Source organism: Zobellia russellii, from assembly GCF_018728565.1.
Lineage (GTDB): Bacteria > Bacteroidota > Bacteroidia > Flavobacteriales > Flavobacteriaceae > Zobellia > Zobellia russellii.
The window spans coordinates 415,302-432,031 of sequence record NZ_JACSOI010000001.1 but is presented as its reverse complement, the minus strand read 5'-3'; the positions used below and the strand labels follow the sequence as shown (position 1 = coordinate 432,031).

Annotated in this window: 2 protein-coding genes; both read right to left on the bottom strand. The window is 40.6% G+C overall.

Translation table 11 applies throughout. From position 1 onward, the window contains the following. Positions 1-14: 14 nt before the first annotated feature. Positions 15-14,585: a T9SS type B sorting domain-containing protein gene (locus H9565_RS01845; RefSeq protein ID WP_215436779.1), complete on the bottom strand. Its 14,571-nt coding sequence runs from the start codon at positions 14,583-14,585 to the stop codon at positions 15-17. Then, positions 14,586-16,724, bottom strand: coding sequence for a PorP/SprF family type IX secretion system membrane protein (locus tag H9565_RS01840; RefSeq protein WP_215436776.1), 2,139 nt, complete (start codon positions 16,722-16,724; stop codon positions 14,586-14,588). It abuts the gene before it with no gap. Positions 16,725-16,730 lie beyond the last annotated feature (6 nt).

Here is a 16,730-nt window from a genome sequence, read left to right as displayed (position 1 = left end):
TTAAGTATTTTTATTTAGCGATATAGGGTAAAGTGTCCAACGAATTCCCTGTCATCATTCTCTCCGTTGAGTTTAATAACGTACCAGTAATCTCCGGTAGGAAGCTCTTTGCTTAAGTAAAGACCGTCCCATCCTGGATCACCAACACCCATTCGGTACACCTCTCTACCATAACGATCAAATATGATGGTTAGTATCTCTGGGAAGCCTTCATCATTTTTAGGTTTCCATGTCTGATTTTCCGCATCTCCATTTGGGGTAAAGAAGTTTGGAATATCAAGATCTATAAACTCCATATATATGCTTGCTACAGCTTCACAACCGTTTTCATCGGTTACGGTAACTACATAAGTATCAGTACGGTTAATGTAGAACGTATTGTCCGTACCATTATCCTTATCACCAAAAGTAATATTGTATTCACCTCTTCCACCAGTAACGTTTGCTGTTATCTGGTTGATGTTGGTTTGCTCTAGAACAAGAGTTAAAGGTTGGAAATCTTCAATCTCTATATCGTATGTTACGATACAACCGTTGGCATGGGATATAGCTATGTAATGCGTACCCGGTGTAAGGTCTCTAAAGAATGGGTTCAACTGCATTTCTGCTGGATCCATGGTATCTACACCATAAAGAACCTGATCTGCAATAGTTTCGTCTTCTAGGGTAATATTTATGTAGTTGTTAGGAATATTTCCATTACAACCATATACCGGTTCTACAGTAGCATTTAAATTTACGCCTGGTTCTACGGCAACGGTTATATTTTCTTCACAACCTTGGGCATCACGTACAAATATGATGTAGTTTCCTTCAGCCAGACCGGTAAAAGTTGTTCTGTCCTGAACAAAATCGGTTTCTGTATGCATTCGGGTGCTATAACCTCCAGTTCCTCCGGTAATGGTCAATTCAATTGTACCATTTTCTTCACCTATACATATTTCTGGTGTTGAGATGGCCGATATTTCAACAATGGCAGGCTCGTTAATGGTATATTCCAACTCTATAAAGCAGCCATTTTGATCCTGTGCAATTACCCTGTAATCTCCAGGGGCAAGGTCTTCAAATGTATTTTCATCATCAAACTGATTAAGGTTTGGAGATATAGCATATTGATAGCCCCCTGAACCACCGGACAAGGTAACGGTTATACTTCCATCTTCTTCGCCGTTACAAGAAACATCGATAATTTCATCTGTGTATTCCAAAGCTGTAGGCTCAGAGATAACTACTTGTTCAGGAGTAGTTAATCTACAATCCTGACTGATTACATCTACGTAATAGGTTCCGGCTGGCAAAGTACTGAAGGTACCATTGCTTTGTGGACCGGCTATACGAGAAGCTACACTTAATGAAGCATCTGTGTAAAGAGAATATTGATAGTTTCCTAAACCACCATCTGCCGTAGCATAGATAGTAGCGGTATTATCACCATTACAGTTAATTACTGCAGCAGTATCATCTACTGTTAATATTAATGGATCAATAGGGTCTTCTTCAATAGAATTAGATTGAACAGCTGTACAAAGGTTTACGGCATCCCTAACATAGTAGCGGTAAACACCTGCACTCAACATGCCGCTTAAAGGCAAATTAACGCTGTTTCCTGGCATTGCTGTCCATGTAACATTGTCTTCACTAAATTCGTATGTTCCGCTTCCTCCAGTGGCACTTAATTCAAATTCTACACCGGTGGTACAAGTCAACGGACTTGTCCTAATCAATGAAGCTTCTACTTCCGTAGGATTTACTATTTCAAGAATAGCGGTCTCTTCCGAACATCCAACCTCATCACTTACCGTTACACTATAGAAACCGGCCGCTAAATTATTGAAGTCGCCTGTACTCTGACCAACAGAAGTAGTTAATAAGTTACTTCCGGAAATATCATCATAAACATTCAATTGATATTGGTACGTTGGTGTAATATTTCTTGCACCTACGGTTGTTGATATGCTTGCCGTATTTGCATTAAAACACGATAAGGTAGTTGCCGTAATATTAGCTACAATATCATCCGGTCTGATCAATGTGATGTTATCCGATAATACACAAGAGAATGCATCTGTAACAGTCACATGATAATCACCGGCCGCTAAGTTTCTGAAAATAAACGCCTCTACATTTGTTTCGGTATATACCGTAGATGTAGTAGTGTTTTCCAAACGGATGGTATATGGTCCTTCACCACCAGTTGGATCTACAAATATTTCACCTTGATCATTGCTACATGATACATTGGCTTCTTCTCTAACAATAGCGGTAATTGGAGCACTTGGAGCCAATACGGTTATAACATTAGAATCATCATCACACAAAGGTGCTGTAGTTTCCGTAATGCGTATGTAATAACTTCCTCCAACAAGATTTGAAATCGTCAAAGGTGTACTGGTATCTCCAGTTCCACTGAATCCGGCTACAGGATTATCGTTTATATCATATACTTGATAGCTGTAAGGCCCCGTGTAGTTATCAATAGTTACACTAAAACTTCCATCATCTACACCATCGTTCAAACATTGTTCGTCGGAAAGTTTCGTGGCTGTAACCTCTATAACATCCGGGTCTTCAATTCTATGAACAGTTTCTATTACACAACCTGTATCTACATTGGTAATTCTTACACTGTAATTTCCAACTTCCAAACCTGTAAATGTTTCAGGATTATTGGTAGAAGTAATGGTCTGTGCATAGGTAACGTTTATTCCCGTTACAACATATTCCAAGTTAGGAGTTGCGGTAGCTGGGCTAACCGTTACACCAACTTCTATTTGGCCATTGTTCAATGGAGAACAAGCAGCTTCTTGGGTAGTTGTAACCGTTGCATCACTAATTTCTACAAAAGGTAAAACAGTGTCTGTGGCTGATAGAGCAGAACATCCAGCATTATCATATACTCTAATTTCATAGATACCACCCAGACCATCAGTTTCAAAATAAGTTGTGTTCGAACCATCTTGAACTACACTTCCATCTCGGATAAATACATATCTATTGAAAGTACCCGTTCCACCTGATGCATTTGTAAATGACACACTAGCGTTGTTTCCATTGTTTCCAACAGTACAACCATACTGAACAATGTTAATAGGATCTACGGTAATAACATCTAATTCCGTAATAGTAACATCTGTTGTTATAGCACAGTTGTTAGCCCCTCTTGCTTCAATAGTATAAGTTATTCCGGCAATAGAACCTTCAAGTCCATCAAAGAAAGCAGATGTTGTCGTAGATGATGTTGCCGCTATTGGGAAAGTAGCCGAACTACCTGGTCCCGTGATAATACGGAAGGTATATGGTCCTACTCCATTATCGGTAACACTTACGGAAATTGTTCCATCATCTAAGCCATTACAAGTTACGTTGGTAGAAGAATCTACGTTCAGTACAGGAATTACCGCTGTTTCCAAACGTTGTGTTATAGTTGTACTACAACCGTGGTTCGGGTCTAAATCGGTAATGGTAAATACATAATCTCCTACTTGTGTAAGATTTGTAAAAATACCCGTATTGTTAGTATCATCTACCGTAGCTGGAGCAGACAGTGGATATTGTACATCATATCTGAAGCTTCCAGAACCACCTGTTTGTGAAATGGTAATCTGTCCACCGGGATCTGTTGTAGAACAATCAATAGTTTTAACTACGGATGCCAATGGTGAAATAGGTTCGTGTAAGTCAATGCTTGTACTTGTTGTACCTACACAGCCCCATTGGTCACTAACAACTACTTGATATTCGCCTGCACCTAAGCCGCTAAATATAGCTGTGGTTTGTATGGGTCTCATATCTTCAAAAGCAGAAGTACCAGTGTTGAATAGCTGTAATTGGTAACTGTAGTTGCTACCCTGACCGTTCATTACGTTAATAACTTCAATTTCACCTTCTAAGTCGGTACAGTTAGGCTGATTGATTCTCAAATCTGCAGTAATCGGTGATGGATCAACAAGAATAACATCTGCCAATTGCTCAGCACATCCTCTAGAATCCATAACCCAAACTTCATAGGTAGCCGCAGTAAGGTTTTCTTCTTTCTGGTTTGAAGTATAGTTCGCAGAATCGTTAGTGTCAATAACAGGACCTGCCGCATCAAAAATCAGATACGAATAACCGCCCCACCCACCGGTAACATCGGTAATGGTAATGGTACCGTTGTTACCTGGTACGCAAGTGATATCGGTAAATATTCTGTTTGCGCTAATTGGGTCACTAGGACCTGCAATGGTAAATAACTCGGAAGCAACACAAGAAGGATTACTATCTTGGGTAACCTCAACGCGGTACTCGCCCGCGCCAATGTTAAATGGTGTTGTGGGACCTACATTGGCCGAAGTTCCAGTAGCACCTGCAATGATGGTATCATCACCCGTGGTAGCCGTACCTTGCGAATTATATATTTGCCATGTGAAACCTCCAGTATATGGGTTGGTACTATCGCTTATGGTAAAGCTAACAGAACCATCGTCTCCATTACATACTACATCAACAGTGGTAGCATCGATTTCAAATGTATTTGGGTCTTCAATTTCAAAAGTAGTTTGTACAAAACATCCGGTATCCGTATTGGTAACGGTCACTTCATAGTTTCCTACCCCTATTCCGGTAAATAAATTATTAGTTTGATTTAATACACTATACGCATTGTCCGTTCCAACAACTGAATATTCAAGAGTTGGAGTTCCCGATGGAGGCGTTAGGGTTACACCTATAGTAACTTCGGCATCATTGCCAGGGTTACAGCTTACATCCGTATCAATGGTAACCGTAGTATTACTGATTTCAACAAAAGGAGCAATTGTGGCGTTGGTCGTGCCCACACAACCCTTATCGTCATAGACATTAATCGTATAAGCTCCACCTAATAGATCGGTTTCAATATAGGTATCGTTAGAACCATTTTGAACTACAATATCAGCTTCTACAGGAACTGTATTAGGATTATCATTTTTAATGAATTCATAACGTACGAATGCGTTTGAACCACCTGTTGCACTTGCCACAGAGATGATCGCATCATTTTGATTGTTAGCCGTAGTACAACCAAACTCTACTACTGCATCCATAGTTACAGCAATAGTAGCTGGTTCTGCAATAAGTATAGAAGCACTATCCGTTGTACAATTGTTGGAAGTAGGATTACTTCTAACCGTAACGATATAACCTGCGGCCGTAGTTGTAGGTGCAAGACCTGTGAACGTAGCAGAAGTATTGGTAAAGCTTGTTGGAGCAATGCTTACGGCACCACTATCCAAAGAAGTAATCTCAAAGGTAAACGGACCGATACCGTTATCTACAGCTGATATTGAAATTGTTCCATCGCTATCTCCATTACATGTTACATCCGTAGAAGTAACTGTATCGATTATCGGCTCTGGCCGGTCTGGAACACGAATTGTGAATTCTCTGTTACAACCTGCATTGTTAGGCGTGTTAGTATCATAAATGATGATGGTATAGTTACCCGCTAAAGGCGCTCTATAATCAAAAGGATTTCCTGGGAACGCTGTTTGAGCTACCGCAGGGGCACCAGCATCGTTGGTAATGGAATATTCATAACTTCCCGACCCTGATGTAGCTTCAATATTAATTGTTGCCTCAGGTGATGCCGTACAATCTATAAGCTTAGTAAGCCTAGCTTGAACGGAAAGTACTGGATGAACCACAAACGCTGTCTGTGAGGCCATACAACCATTTCCATCAATAATATAAACATCATAGGAACCTGCGGCAATATCATTGAATACACCACCATTATCTAGGTATGTGGTTGGTGCTGGGTCACCGGCCGGTGCAATAGCATAACGGATATTTCCTGCCGCTGAGTTTCCAACAACGGTAAGGTCTATTGGAGCGCTACAATTATCCTGTGTGATAGAATCAATAGTAGGGTTTGGCGATAAAGTCAATGCAACAGGGGCCATGGTAAATGAACAACCATATTGATCATTTATAGTTACCGTATAATTACCCGCTGGGGAATTCACAGGAATCTGTACAGGGTTGTCCGTTGTACCGGTCAATGCTGTAAAACCAGCTGGTCCTGTTACATCAAAAGTGTATGGTGCTCCGCCACCACCGGTAATTCCATCAATTGAAATTAGTCCCGGTAGGTTACACGAAATATCCCTAGTAACGTTTGGTGTTGCACTTAAAGCACGTAACTCTTGTAAATAGGTATTTTCGCTACCACCTCTACAGGCATCTGTAGTTCCATCAGATTGAACAATATCAATATAATACTCCCCTTCAGGCAAACCGCTAACGGTTATAGTGTTGTTATAAAGAATGTCTCCACCACTAGTCTGAAGTGCAATAGGATTGCCTACTTCAAAGAATTCCCAACGCATGTGTGAACTTGGTATGGTAGGATTCAAAGTATATTCTATTTCACCCGTTGAAGAACCAAAACACGTAGGAGTAATATCCGTAGTTATTTCAATAGGTTCGTTAATTAGATCATTAACATTGATTAAACTCTGGCGTACACAACCCGTATTATCCCTAACATAGAAAATATAGGTTCTACCCGGTGTCAGTCCGGTCCAAGTATAAGAACCTTCGCCTGCTGGAACCGTAGCTCCGCTGGAATTTACTGTTCCACCTGGTTGCCAGGTTGTGGTAGCTGGATCAAAATTGGCTGGGTCTTCCGAATAGGCATATTCATAAGGAGCAACACCTGCGGTTCCTTGAACACGTACTTGCAAATCAAAACAGTCTACAACTATCGCGCTTATACTAATGTCCAAATTATCCAAAGGATAAGGAATAATGTATCTATCAAAGTCTCTCTGACAAATAGTGCCACTAGGTAATGTAACTCTGATAGAAGGGAATACCTCCGTACCTGAAAGAGTACCTCTTAGTTCATTTGATAGTTGCCATGTAGTACCGCCATCATTACTATATTCTATGGTACCACCAGAAGGAGCGGTTACATTATCAAAACGGAAGCCGTATTCATTGGGATCAGGGTCATTACATGCCGCTGGTAAAATAGGATCTATATCCGCAGTTATTTCTGTAGCATTGTTAATGGTAATGGTTGATGAAGTAACTGTACAACTATTTGTATCGGTAACCGTAATTTCATAATCACCTACTCCAATACCATTGAAAGTCAATGTTGTGGTAGATATATTAGTATTTGTTGTTCCGTAATCAATACCATCTGCGGGAGTCAAATCCACTAATTGATATGTAAACGGACCTGTTCCTCCACCTACCGTAGCATCAATTGAACCTAGACCATCAAAACACTCTGGGTCTGTTGCTGTTCCGCTTGCGGTTAACGTAGCAACGGGAGTCAGGATAATATCTTCTTGTAGGAAAGAACATGATGGAGATGCCCCATTATTATCTAGAACATATACGTCATAACCCGCCGGGTTGGCAGTAGCCATGGCCGTAGTTACGGTTAAGAAGTTAGTTGTTGAATAGAGACCAGAAGGATCGGTATTTGCCGGTACAATGGCGTAAACCAGGGTTCCGTTTCCACCTGTGGCATTAACGGTAATGGAACCGTCATTACACGCACTAATATCAACAACCTCTACGGACACTACTAACTGTGGGTCTATTGTAATGGTTTGTTGAACAGCCGTACATCCATAAGCATCTCTAACATCTATGGTATAAGTGCCATTGGCTAAATTATCAAAAGTGTGAGTTGTTCCTGTAACTGGAGTTGCCGCTACAAACGGACCTCCATCAATACTAAAGCTATAACCTCCATTACCAGCAGTAACATTTACAGCTATGGAACCATCATTGGTACCTGAATAACAGGCTGTAGGTGTGGCATCAAAAGTTGGTACAACGGGAGCGAATACGGTAATTGCTGAATCAATAGGATCTGTACATAAATTTGTATCCCTTACCCTTACGATATAATCACCTGCAGGCACACCGTTAAATTCCGTGTTGGTTTGATAAGCTGTCAGTATTCCACCTACATTATCTTCTAATTGATACTCGTAAGTTGGAGTGCCACCTGTAGCACTAGCCGTAATGGTAGCACCTGAATTATTACACGTAAATTCTGAAGTAATACTTGCTGAAGCGACAACAGCATTTGGTTCGGTCAATGTTTGAGTCAATGTTACGGTACAACCAGGCAAACTTGCAGCCGCATTGTCTACATCACGCACTTCTATAGAATGTGCTTGTGCGGCAAGGCCTGTAATTTCTTCTGCAGCTGTAAACGGACCAACAAATGCAGCTCCGTTTAAGCTATATTCATATCCACCTGTACCATAGTTATTGGCATCAATGGTAATAGTTCCTGAATTATCGCCATTACAATCAAGGTTTTCAAAGGCGGTAATCGAAGCTTCAAAAGCATGTCCGTCCTCAACGATTACTGTTCTATCAACTGTACAATCGCTACCATAGTTTACGGTAATGGTATGGCTTCCTAAAGCTATATCGTTAAAAACATTTGTTGGCTGAGCCGTTCCTCCATCTATGCTATACGTATACGAAGCATCGTTAGGTAGAACGGTTATGTTTCCTGTTCCATCACAGTTGTAGGTTATTGAGGTAGAAAGTGTTGGTTCTGTTGGTAATGGAGCAATTATAACATCGGCCAAAGTAAGCTCACATGAAGTAGCATTGGCATCCCTAACCCTAATGCTGTAGGTACCATCGGTTAAACCAGAGAAAGCATGCACTCCTGTTGAAGAAGCAGCTGTCCAAGCTCCACCATTTATGCAATACTGATAATCTCCAGACCCACCTGTTGTTGGCGTAACGTCTCCAACGGTAATTTCACCATCAACAAGGCAGGTATAATTTTGTGTAATACTCGCTTCTGCTACCAATTGAGATGGTTCCGTAACAACTACATCCTGAGGCGTAGTTTCACAATTATTGGAATCTCTAACGCGTACTGGATAAGTTCCCGCGCTAAGGTTAGGGAAACTATTTTCGGTTACATAGGTAACCCCGTTGTCAATACTGTACATGAACGGCGCGTTTCCACCAGAATCTACAACTATTGAAATTGCACCGTTTGACTCGCCAAAACATGTTACAGCGGTTGGTGTTGGGGTAATTGCGATAGGAGCGTCTTGGTTTACGGTAATCGTGTACATGGCCGAACAGTAATCTGCTCCCCCACTGTTGTCACGTACATACACATCATAGTCTCCTGCAGCCGAAACTGTAACTGGATTATCAGTGCTGAAATCACTATTCGTTACTGCAGTTCCATTAGTTACAACAGCGAACACATAGTTATTGTCCCCACCAGAAGCAGAAATAGTTATATCTGTATCGGTCGCGCAGGCCGTAATAGTAGGTGCTGATGCGCTAACCGTTAATTGAGGGTCAATGGTAATATTCTGTAATACACCGGTACATCCTAGTCCGTCTTGAACATTAATGGTATACGTACCGTTTGAAAGACCGCTAAAAGTGTGTATTGTACTATTTGCTGGAGTTGGGCTTACCCAAGGGTTTCCGTTTATGCTGAAGGTATAATCTCCATTCCCATCAGTAACATCAACCTGAATGGTAGCTGTATTTCCTCCAGGATAACAAGCCGTTGGCGTAACGTTAAAAGTAATAGGATTTGCCGCGGTCACCGTCAAAGCAGCTTCAATGGCATCTTCACATGAATTGGCATCCCGTACACGAACAATATAATCACCTGCAGCTAAACCGGAAAAGACAGTGTTGGCACCATTAGTAGCAAAGTCATTAGTCCCAACTATCGCACCCAGGTTATCTTCCAATTGGTATTCGTAAGCAGCAGTACCACCGGTAACACTAGCTGTTATGGTAGCTCCACCATTGGTACAACTTAATTCGGTTGTAATTGAAGCAAATGCTTCCAGTGCATCTGGTGCGCTAATAGTCTGTGTAAGCGTTCTTGAACATGTTGTTTCATCTGCTTTTCTAACCACCAAAGTATGAGAACCAGCACCAAGGGTTGAAGCAGAAGTAACCGGTGAAGTTGTTGAGGCTATAAAAGCACCACCGTCTATAGAATATTCAAATCCGGCTGCGTTAAAGTTTTCAACTTCAAATGTTATTGAGCCATCGCTTAGTCCGTTACAACTTGCGTCTGTAGAGCCAGTAATATTTGCGGTAAATACATTGCCAGCAACAACGGTAACCGCAGTTTCTACAGTTTGTTCACAAACTTCCGGTACTTGATGTATCACTATATCATCAAGTGCAAAATCGTTACCGCCATTTCCGTTAACTTCAGATCTAATTACAAAATCCAGAGTTGTATTTGCACCTGGGTTAAGGGTAGCCGTAAACTCTACCCAATCATTAGATCCTGTATTTTTTGCAATTTCACCGGTGCGTATGGATTGAACAACATTTGTTGTTCCGGTTTCTCTTATTTCTATTGTTAAGTTGGGGTCAAGACCACCGGTACCTTGCCGCAGAAGGTTCATAACATATAGGGTAACACTTAAATCTTGATTAGGTATTACATCATTTATCTGTTTAGAATAGATGATTTGAGTTGGCGTTGGCGTACCTACATTCATTACCAAATAGCGACCTTGGCCTGTACGCGTACCAGTTGTATGATCTATTGGGTTTATCCATGTGCCAAAGGGAGCAACAATGTCACTTGTTACTGTGTATTCAAAATCATTTACATTACTATTTGAATCACCTGGGGCATTATTAGTTTGATCTTCATAAGTGTATCCGTTCGTATTTGGACTAGGAATAGTTGCTCCACTTCCAAAATCTTCACTAAGTAATATACTTGGTGTTGGCGGCGTCTGTGAGCTATAGTTTGTACTTACCGTATAGGTTCCTGGTCCTACATTAAGGAACACATTGCTCGTAGGGTCCGGTGAATTTGGAACACCATCTAAGGCATAAGTATAGTTGTACGTTGTAATGTTTGGTGTTGCCGTTACAGTTGCCAACCCGTCACAATCATAACTTACCTCTGGAGTAAGGGTTACTTCTGGCTCATCAGGGACGTCCTCTACGGTAACGTTCATAGGAAATTCACATGAAGCATCTCTAACAATTACCGTATAATCTCCCGGAGGAAGTGTAGCCGTACTTGATGCACTGTAGCTTGCACCACCATCAAAACTATATTCATATGGAGCTGTACCTCCCGTAACATTAGTTACTCTTACTTCTGCGCCGTTGGGGTCGCAGGTTGCATCTCTGGAAACACCCGCAGAAGCACTAAGAGGAAAAGGTTCGGTTAGGTTTATGGTTTGAGAAAAACTACAACCTGAAGAATCCGTTACAAATACTTCATAAGTGCCTGCAATAAGGTTAACAAAGTTTGGTGTTCCTTGAGTAGTAGTTCCGCCATCTATACTGAACTCGTACGGGGCTACACCACCTGTTGTATTTATAGTTATCGCTCCGTCCGAATCTCCACTACATGAAGGCGAAGTTTCGGTAATGGAATCTAAAGTCATTGCCCCATTATCGTTTATAGTTACTTCATTGGAAAAGGCGAAACAGTTGTTAGAATCTACGATTACAAAAACATAATCACCGTCTTCTCCGGGGAAATATTCATCAATATCATCGGCATCGGTATCTCTCCATCCGAAAGAAAATATAGGATTGGTATCATACGCATCACCCGGAATTGAAGCTACATCGGCATATAAATTCGTTCCGTTTTTGCTCCAAATAGCATAGGAATAATCAGGATTGGGAAGTCCTCCGCTTCCTGTAAGTTGAATGGTACCGGCTGTACAACCAATGTCTCTTGTGGTAACCGCTGTAACTGTTGGGTCTGGTGTACGGGTTACCGTTACATCTTCGGAATACGTACACCCGTCTTGAGTAGAAACTTCAATGGTATAATCCCCTGGGTTTACATCAAAAGAATGCGTATTGTCCGGCTGAGCGGTTTCATCGTCAATTAGGGTTCCATCGCTTCTTCTTAGAACATAGTTATAATTGGGCTCAACATTAAGTACATCTATTTTGATAATACCCTGAGCATTACAATTAGATGGGGTTGTAGTTACGTCTACTTGAAAATCCCTATCAAGGATTCCAATGTCCGGAGTGCTAAAAATACAGGCATCTGGAATAGGATTTCCTGAACTGTCCAATTGGGTAACGTCTACTCTATAGGCTCCATTGGTAGAAATATCAAAGCTAGGACCGTTGTTGGCACTAAAAGGAACTACAATAGCATTATTGGCTACGTCTACTAACTGGTAACCATAATTGCTTCCTAAATTGGTTATAGTGATGTTACCATCCGTAGAACAAATAATGTCTCTATCATTGTAAAGAATGTTTAGATTATTCTGGAAAACATCAAAATAAAATCTGCTAAAACACCCATTGGTATAATTTATAACCAAACGGTATTTTCCTGCTGTGTCCGCATTGTAATCGCTTCCTGTTTCTACTTGATTCCATGTACAGGTAAGGTTTTTGTTGGCACAATCGTCAGGAGCTGCAAGACAACTACCTTCATCCAATCTTTCCCAAGAAATACTTTGAGCATCTAGTATATTCAATTGAATAGGCTGAACATCCGCGGAGCCACAAAGGAAGAATTTGGGCAATAAATCACCATCAATACTACATTCAACAATTTCGCCTTGAATATCGTTAGTAGGGTCTGCATCGCTGTTTATATCATTGAAATATTCAACTAACGGATTGGTTTGCGTTGTACCATATCGTTCAACAACAATAATTTCTTTAAAACCTTTACAAGGGTCGGCAACAATTTTGTCTACAATGTAAGTGCCTACCTGGGTTACTTCTAATGTGCTTTGATCATTGTCTGGGTCTCCATCGTTTAGAACAGGGTCCGAGGCATCTATTTGGCCATTTCCGTTTTCATCTCTAACCCAAACGTAATCATCAAAATTATCTCCGGCATCTAATAGGGCATTTAATCCACAAAGTTGTACCGTTCTTGTAAAATTACAGTCCGAAAGGTCGTCTAAAAGGAAGTTGGTAGCACCTGGAGTTACAAATCCACAGTTATCAAAATCAGATACACTAGGGTCATCCGTAATGCGGTTATTGTTTATTTCTCCTTCGTAGGTGGAATAAGCTAAATTCTCAATCAGGTCCGTACATGCATCTATAAAATCAAAGCAGTTTTGAGCTACTTGAACACGCATACGTATTTGTCCAGGTGTATCTCCTACTTCAACAAATCTGTTAGGAATGAAAAAATCTACCTCTCTTGTTGCTGGGTCATAGGTATATGTAGTTCCCGTTGGCATGTCTAGGTTTGCCTCGTCCAACGTAACATTTATGGGTAATATATCACGAATGGTATAATTTACGGCATCATCATTTCCGGTATTTTGAAAGGTTAGAACATAATCTAAAATTTGACCTAAGTTTACACCTTGTCCGGTGATGTCGTTACCTGCAATATCTTCTACTTTTTTCTCAAGTACAATATCCGGTTCAATGATTTCAATGTTGAAAGAGTTGAAAAATGGATAGTATTGGTCACCATTGGTTTGAAACCTGAATGTGGCGGCCGTTTCGTTATTGGGGATAACCGAATTTGTAGGATTGTTTAGGTTGAATAGATCACTGTCATAGCCTAGTGTATTGCGACTAAAAGGATTTCTATTGGCCGCATGAACACCGTTAAGGGTAATATTACTATTAAAAAAGTTATTTGATGGATTGGTGCCATTGCTTAGTGTGGTAAACCCACCGTTGCTAGCCGCTCTTATTCTTAGATAATCTCTTACTATTCCATAATCACCTTCAAGTGCTCCAGCTCCAATGTTCGCTGTTACTGGGCCAACAGGAATAGTATTAAATCCAGAATAGTTAATATTTACACTTGAACTTCCCGTTACACGTGCGAAACCATCAAAAGTGGTAATGAGTTTACCAGTAAGGTTGGGGTTTTCATAAACAATAACTAAAGTCCAACCACCAGCTGCTCCACCGGTCATTCTGCCTCTCCCACTTGGTGTAATCCCATAGCCCTGTGCACTTGGTATGTTGGCAATGGTATAATCTCCCTCAGGATTTGTCAAGGGAGTTATTAAGCCGGTTACATCTGCGTAACAGGCGTAAGGTGCGTTTGCGCTTAACTGTGTGTTGGTTAAACCGTCATACAGTATTTCGTCTGCGGTAATATCTACATAGGTACCTCCTGGTACTTTAAATTTGATTTCATCAATTTCATAATCTCTTGGTGTGCCAACCGGGTCTGCAGTATCATCCCTAGGATAGGTAGCCGACCAGTAAAGACCAGCATATCTAATAAGATTACAGTCGGCATTCGGAAAAGTAAATGTTGCCGTACTAGAACTAAATGTAGTAGCATCAGAATCTACATCTATATACTGCATATTTTTGTAATCGTTCGAATTGTAGTATCCTCCTGTTTCAGGGTTTCGATTACTGGATGGCCAATAGTTACCATTGTTGTTAAGGTTGTTATAGGGGTCTTCAGGTTCTGTGGCAGATGTGCCCCCATCTCTATTAACAATACTGTTTGAAATAAAGGTCAAGTCTCCTTTAATGTTGTTCTGATAACGAACTTCAAAGGAGTTGTATTCTTGGGAAAATCCTGCAAATGCATATAAAAACAGAGCGCCCGCAAGTATTTTTTTTAAGGATTTTGGTATCATTTATGCCAGTAGATTTGGTCTGACGCGCATAATCCACATTTTGTCATTGTACGCATCATTTAGGTTGGTATAGTAGGATAGTAGGGCATTGTTCCAAGATTGGTGTCTTTTTAGGTATACATACCTCCAGTTGTTTTCGGGGTTTATAAAATAACTGGCACTAAGCCCGTAAGAATTTAATAGCTTCACAAAACGATTTGCATTCTTAGGGTTTGCAAATACATTGGCTATGATGTAATAACCAGAACCAATACCATCTATTTTGTGAGTTTTAGAAGTTAACTCGTTAGATACCACTTGGTCTTTTACTACGGTATTTGTTTGTAGAACGTCGGTATCGTACTTGGCAGATTTTTCTTTTAATTTGTTTACGTTAGAAGCATAGGCTTCGTTCGTGTAACGGTTATCAACATCCATAATCCAAAGGGCACCGTCATAAGTACCGTTCATACTACTATTATGGGCGGCTACAGCTTCGTCCCATGTATCATAACGTTGCAAATACACGTATTTTAGGCCGTTATCCGGATTTGCTATATAATCCGAAGAAAACCCTTCACCATTAAGTTTGTTAATGAATTTATCCATGTACTGCCCACCTTTGTAAACGTTGGCTACTACATAATATCCATCCTTAACTCCCTCTAGGTTTTTGAATTTTCTACTCTTTACGTTGCCTCTGTCCGCAACTGTTGAAGTTGTTGCAGATGTAGATGTATTAGATGTGGTTTGTTGTACCTTATCTCTGGCAACGGTGGGCCTTGATTGCTTAGAAGTATTGTTTGCTAAGGCCGTAGTTGCACTAGTTTTAGATGATGTACTGTTTGGTATAATACCGTTGTTAGAATCTTGGTTGCTAGCAGTATTTGTCACTGACGGACGATCATTGGTTCCCATGAATAGTCTCTCGGCACGGTCTTCTAAATCTGGTCTTTTGCCGTTGGTTTCATTACGTACCATGCTCATTACCATGTTAAACCGACGCTCTAAATCTTTTTGGCGATCGTTTTCCAAAGAATCTTGACGGAACATTAATTCTTGAATAATGGCATCGTTCTCCGCAAGCTTTCGTTTTAGTTCCTCTATTTCCTCGTTATCTACTAGGTCATTTTTGTCAACTTCTTCGTTTTCAACTAAAGAATCTTCATAATCATCCTCTAGCATAACACGGTCTTCCGTTAAGTTTGGTGTAAAGGAATAGGCGAACGAGATTTCATGGGTAACCCCAAAATTGTTGAAATCGGTACCAAAACCTTTTTCCATGGTATACCCTAGGGAGAGTCTTTTGTTAATGTTGAACCCGGCACCTGCAGAGGCACCATAAAAACTATCATAACCAGCTTGTAACCATCCTAATTTTGGCAGATCAAGAATTGCACCACCACCATAGGATAGGTCTTGGGTCTCACTTTCTGAAGCAGACAAACGGTTTTGACCGTTGATGCGTACTCTTGCGATCGGCATTAAACGGCTGCCCTCCATAATGCCATCATCTTTTTTAAACCGATGAGTATATTGAAGGTGGCTAGAGTAGGTCTTATCACTAAAGGCTGTTAAAGACTCGCTGGTTTTTAGATTATAATCAAATAGGTTTTCGGCAAAAACACCAAAATCTATATTCCCATAGGATAAGTTAAAACCAGGCTGAAAGGAAAGCACATTACTGTCTTCCGTTCCGTTAAGTCGGTAATCGTTCGTATCTATAACGTCAATATTGTTCTGATCAAGGCCCGTACTATAATAGGCCAAGTTTCCACCAAATGTAAAATTGCTCTTGTCGCTTAACTTTATACCGTAGGCATAGTTGGCCAGTACTCCAATATTGGAAACAGGCCCTACACTCTGGGTATAAAGACTTAGACCCAAACCACTTCTATCACCTATTCTACCACTGTAACTCAAAAAGTAAGTCTGATCATTATCCTTAAACTGTACCGATTGGTTTCTGTGTAAAAGGTTAATATAAGACTTGTCTTCCTGTACGGTAGAGAAGGTAGGATTGATTAAAAATCTATTGAATTTCAATAAATTCTGTGGGGCCGGACTATACAAAAGTACGGGGTCATCCTCCTGTGCCTGAACGTTTGCAAACGTCAGTGCAGCCATTAGAGTAAGCGCTAAGTATTTTACAAATTTCATGGTAGG